Source organism: Hydrophilobacter chitinilyticus (assembly GCF_049860745.1).
Classification (GTDB): Bacteria; Pseudomonadota; Gammaproteobacteria; order Burkholderiales; family Burkholderiaceae_C; genus Rhodoferax_B.
In genome coordinates, this window is the sequence record NZ_CP187561.1 from 815,886 (window position 1) to 830,905 (window position 15,020).

At 62.2% G+C, this 15,020-nt stretch carries 13 protein-coding genes; 10 read left to right on the top strand and 3 right to left on the bottom strand.

Features of this window, described 5'->3' with window-relative positions; all coding sequences use genetic code 11:
• Positions 1 to 10: 10 nt before the first annotated feature.
• The 3 genes from ACPWMG_RS03900 to ACPWMG_RS03910 form a co-directional block, all read right to left on the bottom strand.
• Entirely contained in the window at positions 11 to 703 is a 693-nt protein-coding gene (locus tag ACPWMG_RS03900) for a TetR/AcrR family transcriptional regulator (RefSeq protein ID WP_483303346.1), read from the bottom strand.
• Between the two features lie 110 nt (positions 704 to 813).
• Positions 814 to 3,036, bottom strand: a complete 2,223-nt coding sequence (locus ACPWMG_RS03905; RefSeq protein ID WP_483303347.1) for a cadherin-like beta sandwich domain-containing protein — start codon at positions 3,034 to 3,036, stop codon at positions 814 to 816.
• 264 nt (positions 3,037 to 3,300) lie between these two features.
• Positions 3,301 to 4,455, bottom strand: a complete 1,155-nt coding sequence (locus ACPWMG_RS03910; protein WP_483303348.1) for an MBL fold metallo-hydrolase — start codon at positions 4,453 to 4,455, stop codon at positions 3,301 to 3,303.
• A 127-nt stretch (positions 4,456 to 4,582) separates the two neighbouring features.
• Here ACPWMG_RS03910 and ACPWMG_RS03915 point away from each other — a divergent pair, with 127 nt between their 5' ends.
• The 10 genes from ACPWMG_RS03915 to ACPWMG_RS03960 all read left to right on the top strand — a co-directional run bounded on the left by ACPWMG_RS03915 (position 4,583) and on the right by ACPWMG_RS03960 (position 15,017).
• Entirely contained in the window at positions 4,583 to 5,047 is a 465-nt protein-coding gene (locus tag ACPWMG_RS03915; protein WP_483303349.1) for a MerR family transcriptional regulator, read from the top strand.
• Positions 5,044 to 5,481: a PaaI family thioesterase gene (locus tag ACPWMG_RS03920; RefSeq protein ID WP_483303350.1), complete on the top strand. Its 438-nt coding sequence runs from the start codon at positions 5,044 to 5,046 to the stop codon at positions 5,479 to 5,481. Before ACPWMG_RS03915 ends, ACPWMG_RS03920 begins: the two co-directional genes overlap by 4 nt.
• A 32-nt stretch (positions 5,482 to 5,513) precedes the next feature.
• Complete coding sequence (locus ACPWMG_RS03925; protein WP_483303351.1) at positions 5,514 to 6,692, top strand: isovaleryl-CoA dehydrogenase; 1,179 nt, start codon at positions 5,514 to 5,516, stop codon at positions 6,690 to 6,692.
• Positions 6,693 to 6,807: 115 nt separating this feature from the next.
• Complete coding sequence (can, locus tag ACPWMG_RS03930; protein WP_483303352.1) at positions 6,808 to 7,467, top strand: carbonate dehydratase; 660 nt, start codon at positions 6,808 to 6,810, stop codon at positions 7,465 to 7,467.
• Between the two features lie 44 nt (positions 7,468 to 7,511).
• Positions 7,512 to 9,329 carry a bifunctional isocitrate dehydrogenase kinase/phosphatase gene (aceK, locus tag ACPWMG_RS03935; RefSeq protein WP_483303353.1) on the top strand — a complete coding sequence of 606 codons (1,818 nt, stop codon included), beginning with the start codon at positions 7,512 to 7,514 and terminating at the stop codon, positions 9,327 to 9,329.
• A gap of 32 nt (positions 9,330 to 9,361) precedes the next feature.
• Positions 9,362 to 10,546: an acetyl-CoA C-acyltransferase gene (locus ACPWMG_RS03940; protein WP_483303354.1), complete on the top strand. Its 1,185-nt coding sequence runs from the start codon at positions 9,362 to 9,364 to the stop codon at positions 10,544 to 10,546.
• 24 nt (positions 10,547 to 10,570) lie between these two features.
• Positions 10,571 to 11,206, top strand: coding sequence for a pyridoxamine 5'-phosphate oxidase family protein (locus tag ACPWMG_RS03945; protein WP_483303355.1), 636 nt, complete (start codon positions 10,571 to 10,573; stop codon positions 11,204 to 11,206).
• A gap of 76 nt (positions 11,207 to 11,282) precedes the next feature.
• Positions 11,283 to 11,951: an SDR family oxidoreductase gene (locus tag ACPWMG_RS03950; RefSeq protein WP_483303356.1), complete on the top strand. Its 669-nt coding sequence runs from the start codon at positions 11,283 to 11,285 to the stop codon at positions 11,949 to 11,951.
• 55 nt (positions 11,952 to 12,006) lie between these two features.
• Positions 12,007 to 13,134 carry an acyl-CoA dehydrogenase family protein gene (locus tag ACPWMG_RS03955; protein WP_483303357.1) on the top strand — a complete coding sequence of 376 codons (1,128 nt, stop codon included), beginning with the start codon at positions 12,007 to 12,009 and terminating at the stop codon, positions 13,132 to 13,134.
• Positions 13,135 to 13,310: 176 nt separating this feature from the next.
• Positions 13,311 to 15,017 carry a ShlB/FhaC/HecB family hemolysin secretion/activation protein gene (locus ACPWMG_RS03960; protein WP_483305173.1) on the top strand — a complete coding sequence of 569 codons (1,707 nt, stop codon included), beginning with the start codon at positions 13,311 to 13,313 and terminating at the stop codon, positions 15,015 to 15,017.
• Positions 15,018 to 15,020 lie beyond the last annotated feature (3 nt).

Sequence of the window (15,020 nt, forward strand, 5' to 3'; positions counted from 1 at the left end):
AACTAAGCCCTCAGGCCGTCAGGCAGACAAAGCGCATCACCATCTCGACCACACTGTCGCGCCGCTTGGCGATGGTCTCGGGGTCGTCAAAATCGTATTTGAAGATCAGCGAAAAAGTGTGCCGGTTGGCCACGTTGAACACACACAGCGAGCTGATCGACATGTGCAAATCCAGCGCATCGATACCTGGCCGAAACACACCTTCTTGAATGCCACGCTCGCAGATGGCCGAGATGGTGGTGATGGCCGTGGCGTTGAGCTCGCGGATGGTGGGGCTTTGCGCCAGAAACTCGCCACGGTGCAGGTTTTCATTGGCCACCAGGCGAATGAACTCCGGGTTGGCAAAGTGGTGGTCGTAGGTAAAGGCCACCAGCTTGCGCAGCGCCTCTTCGGGTGGCAGGGTTTCCAGGTGCGACTCGGTCTCGATGTCGCGAATGTCTTGGTAGGCCTTTTCCAGCACCGCCAGATACAAGCCCTTCTTGCTACCAAAATAGTAGTAGATCATGCGCTTGCTGGTTTGCGTGGACTCGGCAATCGCATCGATGCGCGCGCCGCTCAAGCCGCGTTCGGCAAACTCCCGGGTCGCCACGTCCAGAATGTCGGACATGGTGCGCTGCGGGTTGTTGGTGCGCGACGGGCGGGCGGCACCGGCGTCTGGGTGAGTCGCTTCGGGGCTGGTTTCAGCACTGGCTATTTCTTGCATAGGAGGCATAGCATAGCCAAACCCGCCGTGGTTTGACGGCGCCCGCGCGATGCGGGCGCCCGAATCTTGCCGCAGGGCTTCACAGCCGCGCGACATCACACCAGTCAACCTTAAACCACCGCCACCTTGAAGGTGTAGGTGCTGGTGGAGCTGCCGTCTGGCGACACCACTTCCACTGTGATGGTGCTGCCTGCGGCTACCGCCACCGAGGTACTGTTGCCTTGCGCTAGCGCCGTGCCGTTGACCTTCATCGACGAGATCTTGTTCGACATGGCGGTGGGCTTGATGACGATGCTGCTGGTGCCAGCGGGCACGTTCACGGTGTAGACGTAGGTCCACGGGTCAAACTTGTTGGGCAGGGTGTTGGGTGTGCCGTTGGCGGGCGCCGCCCAGTACACGTTCACGCCGACCAGAGTGCCGCCGGTGAACTGCACGTTGCTCAGCACCGAGTACTTCTTGTAGCCGTCGGCGCTGTTGTAGTTCACGCTCACGGCGGTGGGGAAAGCCGTGGTGGGTGCGCTCAAGTAGTCCACTGCTGCGGCGTATTTGCCGATGGGGCCAATCGCCATCCAGTTCTTGTCGCGCCACATGTCGCCCACGATGCTCATGCGGTCGCCGCCCTTGGTGCCGCCGCGAATCGACGGCTTGGTGACGCTGTTGCCTTGGTCGATGATCTGCTGAAAGCACTTCACAAAGTTGTTGATGCAGTCCATGCCCACCGAGGTTTCCTGGTGCGCGTTGGTCACTTCAACAATCACGCCCGAGGTGCTGCTCTTTTGGTAGTTGGCAATAAGCTGTTGTGTGAGCGACAGGAATAGGTCCACCTTCACACTTTGGTATTGCGTGGTGTCGGCCGTGTGTGGGCGGTTGCAGCCCCACATGTCCGAGCCCAGCACCCAGCCCGGCTGGTTGATGATGAAGGTCACCGTGCCGTTGGTGTGGCCGGGCTGGATGTAAGCCGTGCCCTGCACGTTGCCCAGGTTGAACACCTGGCCGTCGGTCAACGCCACGGCGGCTGTGCCCGCTGCCTTGAAGTCCGCGCGGCTCGAAGCCATGAACGCTGCCTTCTCGATGCCCGATGCGTACAGCGTGATGCCCGCCGAGGTGAAGTTGTATATCTGCTCGGCGTGGTCCGGGTGGTTGTGGCCGACGATGATGTCGTACGGCTTGGTGGCCAGCGTGTCGATGAAGGTCTTGAGGTTGGCCTTCTGGTAGTCGTACTCGCCCGCATCAAACACCATGCCGCGCGTCGTGCCTTCCACGTAGAACACAAACGCCTGGTAGTACTCGGCCGGGTTGTTGATCTTCCACACCGTGGGCGTGGTGGCGGTGCCGGGGTGCATCAGCTTGGCCTGGAATTGGCCGACGTTGGGGCGCACGATGTTCCAGGTGAACTCGCGCACCACGCTGCTGACCAGGCCGTCTTTGATGGCCACGGCCTTCAGGCGGTAGAAGCGCGAGTCGGTGGTCGAGGTCAGCGGGTTGACGAACTGCAGCACGCCATCGGCGGTGAAGTCGTACAGCGCGCTGGCGGGGGTGGGGTCGGCGGGTTCCTTGCCGTCGAAGGTCACGGTGTAGTAGATCTTTGCGCCATCGGTGGGCGTGGAGATGCGCACATAGCGGCGCGGTGCGGCGGTGCCGGCCTTGCACATCACTTGGGGTGGTGCCACGCGGGTGCTGGTGATGCTGGCCAGGATAGCCTTGGCTTCGTCGACCGACAACGTACCGGCGGGCGAGAACAGTGTCGCGCTGGTGCCCTTCAGGTAGCCAGCGGCCACCATGGCATTCACGCTGGCGAGTTTGCTGGCGCTGATGGAGGCCGCGTCGGTGAAGGCGGTCAGTGCGTTGGTGCTGACGGCCGGGATCTTGAACGCCTTGACGTAGATATCGGCCGCGTCTTCGCGGGTGATGCTGCGCGCGGGCCCGAAGCTGCCACCGGCGCCGCTGATGATGCCTTCTTCGAGCGCCGTCTCAATCTGCTTGGCCAGTGGCGTGGTGCCAAACACCACGTCGGTAAACGTGGGTTGCACAGCCTTGTACTGGTCGTTGTATTCAGACGAATGCACCCAGTCGAAGTAGTCGGAAATCGTGGCCACAAAACCGGCGCGGCTGATGGCGGTGCTGCCCGAACCCAGCGCCGCTCCGTTGTCACCCCCACCGCCGCCGCAACCCGACAGCGCCACGGTGGACGCCAAGGCGGCCGGCATGCCGAGCAACTGCGCAAACAAGCGGCGCGACATCTTGCCGGTGAGCAACTGGTCGTCGTTGTCGGGCAGTGCCGTCAAAAAGGACGGGTTGGAGGAAGCGTTTGTTGTTCTGGATTTTTGGGCCATGTTGTCTCCTGGATGGATTGATTTTTGTAAACGTACTGGATCGTACATTTGTGAGACGGCCTGTGGACGCGTGAAATAGCTAGGGCTTTCCCGGTGTTGCGGGCAGGGGTGTGGAGCGCGTATTTACGCGTGTGCTGGCGTGCGCCGGCATGTGCGTGAGCGCCCGAGCGTGCGCGTCAGCGCGTCTGCGCGCGTGCAAGTTCGCGCGCGAAAAAAGACGGCCCCCGCCAGTGGGCCGGCTGCGTTAAAACCAGCCGAAGGGGTTTAAGCCTGTACCGGCAGCGCCATGGTTTCGCCAGCAGGCTGCACAGCCTTGGCAACCTGGCGTAAGCCCTGCGCCGTGGGGCGAAAGCGGTAAACGCCATCGGCACCGCGTACGCGCTGCAGGTCGCCATCCACCCACAGCTTGTGCAAATGCGCGATGGCCTCACCCATGGCAAACGTGGTTTGGTGCACGTCGAGCTGGCGCTTGAACAGCACCGGCAGCACATCGGCGGCGCTGCACGGCGCGGCCTGGGCGGCGGCCAACACATGGGCCAGGTGCTCACGGTGGTGGTCGTGCAACTGCTGGATGCGGGTGTGCAGGCCGCGAAACGGCCTGCCGTGGGCGGGCAGCGTCAAGGTGTCGCGCGGCAGCGGGGCAAACTTGTCGATCGAGTCCAAAAACTCCTGCAACGCATTCGCCTCGGGCTCGGTGTCGTACACGCTCACGTTGGTCGAGATGCGCGGCAGCATCATGTCGCCGCCCAGCAGCAGCGGCGTGCCTGGCCCTTCGCTGTACAGCGCGATGTGCTCGGGGGCATGGCCATAGCCGCTGATGCATTGCCACACGCGGCTGCCAATGCGCAGCGTGTCGCCGTCGCGCATGCGGTGGAATTTGCGTGGCACGTCGGGCACCAGCTCGGCGTAGTAGTTGTTACGGCCGCGAATGGCGGCCAGCACCTCTGGCGTTTGCAACCCGTGCGCCGAGAAGAACGCGGCCGCCGCCTCGCCACCGTTGGCACTGGCACCTTGTGAAAACAGCCGGGCCACGTAGTAGTCAGTGGCGCTGATCCACAGCGGGGCTTGCCAGCGTTCACAGAGCCAGTGTGCCAGGCCAATGTGGTCGGGATGCATGTGGGTGACGATGACGCGCAGGATGGGTAGACCGCCGAGCATGGTGGCAAAAATCTGCTCCCACTGCGCGCGGGTCTTGTCGCTGCTAATGCAGCAGTCCGCCACCGTCCAGCCCTGCACCTTGGCGCCGCTGCCGTCGGCGGCATCGATCTCGTCGCGCAGCAGCCAAAGGTTGATGTGGTCTAGCGCGAACGGCAGCGCCATGCGAATCCAGAACACACCGGGCGCCACCTCCACGGTTTGGCCGGGGGCGGGCAGGGTGTCGCCAAGGGGGTAATCGAGCTGACTTTCAAGAGCGTTCATGCAATCGCCTTTTTAGGACATAATTGACGTTTACGTAAACGTCAACTTGTGGGCGCATTGTAAGCAACTGCCGCGCAGCTTGCAGTCACCCTCGCTTTTACCTTCACGCACCTTCAGGACGGCCACCATGGGTATCACTTACACCATCAGCGACCTCGCCAAAGAGTTTGACCTGACCACGCGCGCCATGCGGTTCTATGAAGACATGGGCCTGCTGCAGCCCGAGCGTGAAGGGCCCGGCGGCCGTAACCGCATCTACAGCGCCCGCGACCGCACACGCCTGAAACTCACGCTGCGCGCCAAGCGCCTGGGCCTGAGCCTGACCGAGGCCAAAGAGATCATCGACATGTACGACCACCCGCGTGACACCGGGCCGCAGTTGAAGAAATTCCTGGCCGTGCTGGGTGCGCACCGCCAGCAACTTGAAGACCAATTGACCGAGCTGACGGCCAACCTCGACGAGGTCAAAGCCCATGAAGAAGAGGCGCGGGCCTTGTTGGCCAAGTCGGAAAAAGGTTCGGAAAAAGGTGCGGGTAAGGCCCCAGCCAAAACACCCGCCAAGACCGCAGCCAAGCGCAAGGTGGCCGCATGAGCGACAACCCCTACTTTCAGCGCGTCAAAGCCAGCTTTGACCGCCAAGGCATGATGGTGCACCTGGGCGCGCGCCTGCTGCGCGTTGAAAAAGGCTTGTGCGAAGTGGCGCTGCCGTATTCCGACAAGGTAACCCAGCAGCAGGGCGGCTTCCACGGTGGCGCCATGGGCGCGCTGGCCGACATTGCGGGTGGTTACGCCGCGCTCACCGTCTGCCCCGAAGGCATGGAGGTGGTCACCGTCGAATACAAGGTCAATTTTCTGGCCGCCTTTCAGCAGGGCGAAATCGTCGCCACCGGTCGCGTGGTCAAAGCCGGCAAACGCATCATCGTGACCACGGCCGAAGTGCAACACGTGGCGGCCGACGGCACGCGCAAAGACTGCGCCGTGATGCAGCAAACGCTGGCGCCGGTGCCCATGACGGCAGCACCGTAAAGATTCAAAAATTCAAACGTGAGGAGACAAACATGACGCTACCCGGACTCAACTTCCAACTCGGTGAAGACATCGACGCGCTGCGCGACGCGGTCTACGAATTCGCCCAGGCCGAGATCGCGCCCCGCGCAGCCGAGATCGATGCCAAAGACCAGTTCCCCATGGACTTGTGGCGCAAGATGGGCGAACTGGGGGTGCTGGGCATTACCGTGTCTGAAGAGTACGGCGGCGCCAATATGGGCTACCTGGCGCACATGGTGGCGATGGAAGAAATCAGCCGCGCTTCGGCCTCTGTGGGCTTGTCGTACGGCGCGCACAGCAACCTGTGTGTCAACCAAATCAAGCGCAACGGCACCGAGGCGCAGCGCGCCAAATACCTGCCCAAGCTCATCAGCGGTGAACATGTGGGCGCACTCGCCATGAGCGAGCCGGGCGCGGGCTCCGACGTCATCAGCATGAAGCTCAAAGCCGAAGAAAAGAATGGCTACTACCTGCTCAACGGCACCAAGATGTGGATCACCAACGGCCCCGACGCCGACACGCTGGTGGTCTACGCCAAGACCGAACCCGAGCTGGGTGCGCGTGGTGTCACGGCTTTCTTGATCGAGAAGGGCATGCCCGGCTTCTCCATCGCGCAAAAGCTCGACAAACTGGGCATGCGTGGCAGTCACACCGGCGAGCTGGTGTTCCAGAACGTCGAGGTGCCAGCGGCCAACGTGCTGGGCAACCTCAATGGTGGCGCCAAGGTGTTGATGAGCGGGCTGGACTACGAGCGCGCGGTGCTCACCGGCGGGCCGCTGGGCATCATGCAGTCGGTCATGGACAACGTGATTCCCTACATCCACGATCGCAAGCAGTTCGGCCAAAGCATTGGCGAGTTTCAGCTCATCCAAGGCAAGGTGGCCGACATGTACACCGTGCTGCAAGCCGGCCGCTCGTTTGCCTACACCGTGGCCAAAAACCTCGACCTGCTGGGCGCCGACCACGTGCGCCAGGTGCGCAAAGACTGCGCCTCGGTGATTCTGTGGTGCGCCGAAAAAGCGACGTGGATGGCTGGTGAAGGCGTGCAGATTTTTGGTGGCAACGGCTACATCAACGAGTACCCGCTGGGCCGCCTGTGGCGCGATGCCAAGCTGTACGAAATTGGCGCCGGCACCTCGGAAATCCGCCGCATGCTGATTGGCCGCGAACTGTTCGCCGAGACCATGTGATGCGGGCCATGGAATGTGTGATGCGTCGTCGGCAATCTCGCCTAAGTCATCAGTCGCAGTCAGGCTTGCGGCGCATGGAACTGCTTGGTAACCAACTTTCGGCAAAATACTCCCTATGACACATTCCATTTCTGACATTTTTGCGAACAACCGCGCTTGGGCTGCCCAAATGGAGCGTGAGCGGCCCGGTTTCTTCACCGAACTGATGGCCCAGCAACGGCCCAAGTACATGTGGATTGGCTGCTCTGATAGCCGCGTGCCCGCCAACGAAATCATGGGCCTGGACCCAGGTGAAGTGTTCGTGCACCGCAATGTGGCTAACGTGGTGGTGCATTCGGACTTGAACGCGCTGTCCACTGTGCAATTCGCGGTCGACGTGATCAAGGTCGAGAACATCACCGTTGTGGGCCACTACGGTTGCTCGGGTGTGGCTGCGGCCCTGGCGGGTCAGCGCGTCGGTTTAGCCGACAACTGGCTGCGCCACATCCAGGATGTGCGCGACCGCCACTGGCACCTGCTCAACGCCACCCCCGAGGCGTATCGCCACGACATGCTGGTCGAGCTGAACGCCATCGAACAAGTGGTGAACGTGTGCCAAAGCACGGTGATGATTGACGCCTGGGCGCGCGGCCAAAAGGTTGCGGTGCACGGCTGGGTGTACGGCATTCACGACGGCCTGTTGCAATCCCTGAAGATCACTGTCAGCGACTTCGACTCGCTGGAGGCAGCTTACAAGTCCGCCGTTCAGGGCGTGGCACAGGCTGTGCGCGGGTAGGGCACTAGGCCGACCTGACTGGCGCCAGAGAAACGTCGCAACGCATGTTTCCCCAGCGCCTGGATTCCCCGCTGGCCTATGACATGGCCAAGGCGATGATGGACGGATTTAACCGGCACTACCGGTTGTTCCGTACCGAGTCGGCCCGCGCCAAGCACCGCTTTGAAACGGCCGACTGGCACGGCCAGCAGCGCGCGGCCCGCGAGCGCATCGAGTTCTACGACCTGCGGGTGCGCGAATGCGTGATGCGCCTGGAAAAAGAATTCCGTGCCGGCCAGCAACCCATGGACGTGTGGCAGCAGGCCAAGCTGCATTACATCGGCCTTTTGGTGAACCACCACCAGCCCGAGTTGGCGGAGACGTTTTTCAACTCCGTCACCACCAAGATCCTGCACCGCACCCACTTCCACAACGACTTCATTTTTGTGCGGCCGGCGGTCAGCACCGAATACATCGAGAACGCTGAGCACGAAAAGAAACCCAGCTTCCGCGCCTATTACCCCACGCTGGAAACGCTAGAAGCGGTGCTGCTAAAGGTGATGCAAGAGTTCGACCTGCAGCGTGCCTTTGAAGACTTACCGCGCGACGTGGCCTCGGTAGGGCAGGCCTTACGCGCGCAGTTGGGTGATGTGAGAGAGGTGAAGTTACGCGCCAACTTTCAGATCCAGGTGCTCTCCAGCCTGTTCTTCCGCAACAAGGGCGCCTACGTGTGTGGCAAGGTGATCAACGGCTTTGGCGAGCACCCGTTCACGCTGCCGATTCTGCACAACGCGAGCGGCCAACTCACCATCGACGCGGCGCTGTTTGGTGAGGACGAGTTGCTCAAACTCTTCAGCTTTGCACGTGCCTACTTCATGGTCGACATGGAGATCCCGTCGGCCTATGTGCAGTTTTTGCGCAGCATGATGCCGCGCAAACCGCGCAACGAAATCTACACCGCGCTGGGCCTGGCCAAGCAGGGCAAGACGCTGTTCTACCGCGACTTCTTGCACCACCTGCGCCACTCCAGCGACAAGTTCCGCATCGCACCCGGCATCAAGGGCATGGTGATGTTGGTGTTTGATTTGCCCTCGTTCCCCTATGTGTTCAAGGTCATCAAAGACTACTACCCGCCGCAAAAAGACACCACGCGCGAAGGCATCAAAGCCAAGTACCAACTGGTGAAGCAGCACGACCGCGTGGGCCGCATGGCCGACACGCTGGAGTACAGCGAAGTGGCGTTTCCGCGTGCACGTTTTGACGACGCGTTGATTGCCGAGCTGGAAAAGTTTGCCCCGAGCCAGTTGGAAGTCAGCGACCGCGATGGTGATGGCCAAGCCGAAGTGATCTTGAAGCACGTGTACATCGAGCGGCGCATGATCCCGCTCAACCTCTACCTGCAAGAAGCCTTTGATGCTGGCGCGCAAGACCCACGCGGGCTGGAGCAAATCCAGCGCGCGGTGGTGGAGTACGGCAACGCCATCAAAGACCTGGTAGCGGCCAACATCTTCCCAGGCGACATGCTGTGGAAGAACTTTGGTGTGGCGCGTCACGGCAAGGTGGTGTTCTACGACTACGACGAGATTGAATACCTCACCGACTGCAACTTCCGCCGCGTGCCCACGCCGCGCACCGAAGAGGAAGAGATGAGCGGCGAGATCTGGTACCGCGTGGGCCCGAAAGATGTGTTCCCCGAAACCTTTGGCCCGTTCTTGCTGGGCAACCCTGCGGTGCGCGACGTGTTCATGCGCCACCACGCCGACCTGCTTGACATGGCGTTTTGGCAAGAGCACAAAGAGCGCATCCAGGCGGGCTACGTGCACGACGTGTTTCCCTACGACCGCGAGAAGCGGTTTGTCACCCAACGCAGCAGCCCGGTTTAGAGGCTGTACCTCTACTTCTAAGGAGATCTGAAATGTCTGAATCAATCGTGATCCTCGGTGCCGCGCGCACTCCCATGGGCAGCTTCCAGGGCGACTTCGCCGCGCTGGCCGCACACGACCTCGGCGGCGTGGCCATCAAGGCGGCGGTGGAGCGTGCGGGCGTGGCGCCTGCGGCGGTGGGCGAAGTGTTGTTCGGCAACTGCCTGATGGCCGGCCAAGGCCAAGCCCCCGCGCGCCAGGCGGCCTATAAGGGCGGCCTGCCCGACAGCGCGGGCGCCGTCACGCTCAGCAAGATGTGTGGTTCGGCCATGAAGGCCGCCATGCTGGCGCACGACCTGCTGCTGGCCGGCACACACGACGTGATGGTGGCCGGTGGCATGGAGAGCATGACCAACGCGCCCTACCTTATGCTCAAGGGCCGAGGCGGCTACCGCATGGGCCATGACCGCATCTTCGACCACATGATGCTCGACGGCCTGGAAGACGCCTACCAACCCGGCCGCTCCATGGGCACCTTTGGCGAAGACTGCGCCGCCAAATACAGCTTCACGCGCGAACAGCAAGACGCGTTTGCCACCGCCAGCGTGGAGCGTGCGCGCCACGCCACGGCCGATGGTTTGTTCAAAGCCGAGATCGCCCCAGTGTCGATTAAAGGCCGCAGCGGCGAGACCTTGGTGGAGGTAGACGAGGGCCCCGGCAAGGTGAAGATCGACAAGATCACCTCGCTCAAACCTGCGTTCAAGAAAGACGGCGGCACCATCACCGCCGCCAGCAGCTCGTCCATCAACGACGGCGCTGCCGCACTGGTGATGAGCACCGCCAGCCACGCGCAAAAGATCGGCGCCAAACCCATCGCCCGCCTGGTGGCGCACACCACCCACGCGCAGCAGCCCGAATGGTTTGCCACAGCGCCTGTGGGCGCCGTGCAAAAGCTGCTAGCCAAAACCGGCTGGAGCGTCAAAGACGTCGACCTGTGGGAAGTGAACGAAGCCTTCGCCGTGGTGCCCATGGCGCTGATGACCGAACTGGGCATCAGCCACGACATCGTCAACGTGCACGGGGGCGCTTGCGCCCTGGGCCACCCCATCGGCGCGAGTGGCGCCCGCATCATGGTCACGCTGATCCATGCGCTGCAAGCCCGTGGCAAGAAGCGCGGCATTGCCACGCTGTGTATCGGTGGGGGCGAGGCTACAGCGGTGGCGATTGAGCTGTTGTAAACACGTTTTAAAGGACGCGACCTGATGATCACCACCCTCGACCAACTCCGCAGCCTTTATGGCGAGCCCGGCGAGCGCGCATTGCGCAAGCAGTTGCCGCAGCTCGACCCACACGGCCAACGCTTTATCGCGCTGTCGCCCTTCTGCGTAGTGGCTACGGGCGGTGACGGCGGTGCGTTGCTTGACGCGTCGCCGCGCGGCGGTGCCCCTGGCTTTGTGAAAACGCCCGACGCCCACACCGTGCTGCTGCCCGATTCAAGTGGCAACAACCGGCTCGACACGTTGAGCAATCTGTTGGTCGACCCGCGCATCGGGCTGATCTTCATGATCCCCGGCGTGGACGAAACCTTGCGCATCAACGGCACGGCGCAACTGCGCGAAGAGGCTGCGTTCACCGACCTGTTCACGGCCGAGCGACAACGCTCGAAGCTGGTGATCGAAGTGCGTGTGGCTGAAGCCTATTTGCACTGCTCCAAAGCCTTCATGCGTTCGCGCCTGTGGCATGCCGACGCGAAGGTGGAACGGGCCGTGTTGCCCACCATGGGCCAGATGATCCACGACCAGATGGGCTTGGCGACCGAGCCCGAATCGCAGGCCCAGATGCTGGCGCGTTACCAGGCGCAGCTCGACCAAGAGCAAAAGGTCGGACGCTCGGCCTGATGTTGGAAACTCTTTTTTTGATAGCTGCTTGCGCTTTCTCCATAAGCGGTAGAGCCTTATTTTTCTTAAGTCCCCTATGAAAACCATTTTGGTCATTGGCGCCTCGCGCGGCATCGGTTTAGAGCTGGTGCGCCAGTACGTTGAAGAAGGCTGCCGCGTGCTCGCCACCGTGCGCAACCCGGCAGACAAAGCCGCTGTGCAAGCCTTGGGCGCCGAGGTACACGTGGTCGATGTGGCCAAGCCCGCGAGTGTGAGCGGCCTGGCCTGGACGCTCGACGGAGAAAAGATCGACGTCGCCCTTTATGTGGCGGGCGTGATTCGCCGCCCCGGTGCGTTGTCGCCGCCCACGCAAGAAGACTTCGACGCGGTGATGCACACCAACGTGCTCGGCGCCATGCAGGCGCTGCCGCAAGTCGCGCCGTTGGTGGAAGAAGCCGGTGGTGTGTTCGCATTCTTCTCGTCGTCAATGTCGCAAATCGGCAGCGTGCCCAACAGCGGCTCGTGGCTCTACCGCACCAGCAAGGCCGCGCTCAACATGGCCGTGGCTGCCGCCCAGCACGACTACCCGCGTGCGCGATTGGTGACTATCGACCCCGGCTGGGTGCAGACCGACATGGGCGGCAGCGGCGCAGCCTTGACGGTAGAGACCAGCGTGCAAGGCATTCGCAACACCTTGGCGGGGGTGACCGATGCTGACAAGGGGCAGCTGCTGCACCACGACGGCCGCAGAGCAGCGCACTGGTAAACAAACCAAACAATCGAAAAATCAATAAATCCAAAAACAAACAGGAGACAAAAACATGCTGCTCACCCAAGACCAGGAAATGATCCGCGACGCGGTGCGTGCGTTTGCCCAAGAGCAACTCTGGCCCTACGCCGCGCGCTGGGACAAGGAGCACCACTTCCCACGCGAGGCACACCAGGGCCTGGCCGCGCTCGGCGCTTACGGCATCTGTGTGCCCGAAGAACTGGGCGGCGCCGGGCTCGATTACTTGTCGCTGGCGCTGGTGCTCGAAGAAATTGCGGCGGGTGACGGCGGCACCAGCACCGCCATTAGCGTGACCAACTGCCCGGTCAACGCCATCCTGCTGCGCTACGGCAATGCACAGCAGCAAAAGCAGTGGCTTACGCCGCTGGCGCAAGGGCAGATGCTCGGTGGCTTTTGCCTGACCGAGCCGCAGGCTGGCAGCGATGCCTCAAGCCTGCGCACCACGGCTAAGCGCGAGGGTGATGTGTACGTGATCAACGGCGTCAAGCAGTTCATCACCAGCGGCAAAAACGGCCAGGTAGTGATCGTGGTGGCCGTGACCGACAAGGGCGCGGGCAAACGCGGCATGAGCGCCTTCATCGTGCCCACCAACACGCCGGGCTACACCGTGGCACGGCTCGAAGACAAGCTCGGCCAACACAGCAGCGACACCGCGCAAATCAACTTCGACAACTGCCGCATTCCTGCCGAGAACCTGATCGGCGCGGAAGGTGAGGGCTACAAGATCGCGCTGGGCGCACTAGAGGGCGGGCGCATCGGCATCGCCGCGCAAAGTGTGGGCATGGCGCGCAGCGCGTTCGACGTGGCTGTGGCCTACGCCAAAGACCGGCAAGCGTTTGGCAGCAGCATCTTCAACCAACAAGCCGTGGGTTTTCGCCTGGCCGAATGCGCCACGCAGATTGAGGCCGCACGCCAACTGATCTGGCACGCCGCTGCGTTGCGCGACGCCGGCCGCCCGTGTTTGCAAGAAGCCGCCATGGCCAAACTCTTCGCCAGCGAGATGGCCGAGCGCGTGTGTAGCGCCGCCATCCAAACGCTGGGTGGCTATGGCTACGTGAGCGACTTTCCGCTGGAGCGCATATACCGCGATGTGCGGGTCTGTCAGATTTACGAGGGGACTTCGGATATTCAGAAGCTGCTGATCCAGCGCGGGTTGTAGACGCGTTTTGGCGGTGCAACATGGCGGGCACGTGTGAAAGCCTAGTTTTGGTTGACAAGGCAATGCATACAGCGGCCTTGATTTATTTGATACCTGGCTGAAACAAAATGCTTTGCATTTTTTAACATTTGCATACACTGGCCGCTCTGTATTTGCAGAGGGAGTGGCCTGTGACGATGCATTCGCGCTTCTACTTTTCTCGTTGGTCGTGGCTATGGTGTGGGGTGTCCGCAGCCTGGGCGCAGCCGGTGCCGGTTCCGGTACCAGACGCGGGCAGCGTGATGCAGCAAATCGAAGGCGGACAACGCCCTAAGCCCCCCACCCTGCAACGCCAACCCACTGCGCCGGCTGGTCCTTCCGGCGCACCCGCAGGGCGAAGCGTCACCCTGAGTGCGATTCGATTTCAGGGCAACACGGTTGTGCCCACAGCCCAGTTGGAGGTGTTGGTGGCACCATGGCTAGGCCAGCCTCTAGCCTTCTCTGAACTGGAGCAGATGGCGCGTGCCGTCACCGCCGCGTATCGCCAAGCGGGCTACTTGGCGCGTGCAGAGTTTGCGCCGCAAGACTTGACCGAAGGCGTGGCCACGCTGCGTATCACAGAAGGGCAGTTTGGCAATGTGCGCATTGAGGGAGAGCGCCTCTCGCGCCTGCCTCCTGACAAGCTGCAACAATTGGTGGACGCCGTGCAGCCCAAGGGTGATCTGGTGCGCACTTCTGCGCTCGACCGTGCATTACTGCTTGCCGATGACCTGCCCGGTGCCTCTGTTACCGGCAAGCTGGAGCCGGGCAGCCAGCCGGGCGAGACCGATCTGGTGCTGAACACCCAAGACGAACCGCTGCTTTCGGGCAAAGTTGTGGGCGATAACGCCGGTGCGCGTGCCACCGGCACGGCGCGCATCTATGGCCGCCTGGGTTGGGCCAGCCCGCTTTCACTGGGTGATCAAGCCACCGTGGGGGCGCTGCACAGCGAAGGCAGCGACTACGTGCATGCCGCTTACTCGTTGCCCGTGGGGCCTCGTGGTCTGCAACTCGGATTGGCGGCCTCGCACCTTGATTACCGGCTGGTGAGCCCCGAGTACCAAACCCTTGATGCTTCAGGCCGGTCGACCATCTTTGAAGGCTTGGCCAACTATCCCGTCATCCGCAGCCCTGCGGCCAACCTGTTTGCCGGTGTGGCGTTGGCCGACAAACGTTATTACAACCAGGCCAGCGGTATCGCCACCTCCGATTACACGGTGCGCACAGCGAGCCTCGGGCTGTGGGGCAATCGGCTGGACCAAGCGTGGAGCGGTGGTTGGAGTTCGGGGTCGCTCTACTGGGTTTTTGGTGATCTGGACCTGAGCGGCTCGCCCAACCAAAGCTTCGATGCCGCTGGGCCGCAAGCCGCCGGCACCTTCAACGTACTGCGCCTGCAGGCCGCGCACCAGCAGCCATTGCAAATCTTGGGCTCGCAGAGTACGGCGCTGAACCTGCGCTACAGCGCGCAATGGGCCAACAAGAACCTCGACTCCAGCGAGAAGTTTTACCTTGGCGGGCCGAATGGTGTGCGTGCCTACCCCGTGAGCGAGGCTGGCGGCAGTGAAGGGCAGATCGTCAACCTGGAGCTGCAAACCAACCTCTCGGCCAATCTGCGGCTGATGGTGTTTGTGGACTGGGGCCAGGTCACCGTCAACCGCAAGCCTTGGGGCCTGAACGGGCAAGACCGTTACGACCTCTCCGGGGCGGGCCTGGGTCTGGACTTGTTGAACGTGCGCGACGTGCAGTTGCAACTGGTGTGGGCGCGCCGCTTCGGCTCCAACCCGCGTCCGTTGCTCAATGGGCATGACCAAGATGGCAGCTACAAGCGCAACCGCTTCTGGCTTACGGCAGGTTTGTCATTTTGACTT

Excerpts from the sequence above, each read along its gene's own strand:
- ACPWMG_RS03940 (WP_483303354.1), top strand. The coding sequence starts at position 9,362 with ATGTCTGAATCAATCGTGATCCTCGGTGCCGCGCGCACTCCCATGGGC.
- ACPWMG_RS03925 (WP_483303351.1), top strand. The coding sequence starts at position 5,514 with ATGACGCTACCCGGACTCAACTTCCAACTCGGTGAAGACATCGACGCG.
- ACPWMG_RS03910 (WP_483303348.1), bottom strand. The coding sequence starts at position 4,455 with ATGAACGCTCTTGAAAGTCAGCTCGATTACCCCCTTGGCGACACCCTG.
- ACPWMG_RS03945 (WP_483303355.1), top strand. The coding sequence starts at position 10,571 with ATGATCACCACCCTCGACCAACTCCGCAGCCTTTATGGCGAGCCCGGC.
- ACPWMG_RS03920 (WP_483303350.1), top strand. The coding sequence starts at position 5,044 with ATGAGCGACAACCCCTACTTTCAGCGCGTCAAAGCCAGCTTTGACCGC.
- ACPWMG_RS03950 (WP_483303356.1), top strand. The coding sequence starts at position 11,283 with ATGAAAACCATTTTGGTCATTGGCGCCTCGCGCGGCATCGGTTTAGAG.
- aceK (WP_483303353.1), top strand. The coding sequence starts at position 7,512 with ATGTTTCCCCAGCGCCTGGATTCCCCGCTGGCCTATGACATGGCCAAG.
- ACPWMG_RS03915 (WP_483303349.1), top strand. The coding sequence starts at position 4,583 with ATGGGTATCACTTACACCATCAGCGACCTCGCCAAAGAGTTTGACCTG.
- ACPWMG_RS03900 (WP_483303346.1), bottom strand. The coding sequence starts at position 703 with ATGCAAGAAATAGCCAGTGCTGAAACCAGCCCCGAAGCGACTCACCCA.
- ACPWMG_RS03905 (WP_483303347.1), bottom strand. The coding sequence starts at position 3,036 with ATGGCCCAAAAATCCAGAACAACAAACGCTTCCTCCAACCCGTCCTTT.
- ACPWMG_RS03955 (WP_483303357.1), top strand. The coding sequence starts at position 12,007 with ATGCTGCTCACCCAAGACCAGGAAATGATCCGCGACGCGGTGCGTGCG.
- can (WP_483303352.1), top strand. The coding sequence starts at position 6,808 with ATGACACATTCCATTTCTGACATTTTTGCGAACAACCGCGCTTGGGCT.
- ACPWMG_RS03960 (WP_483305173.1), top strand. The coding sequence starts at position 13,311 with ATGCATTCGCGCTTCTACTTTTCTCGTTGGTCGTGGCTATGGTGTGGG.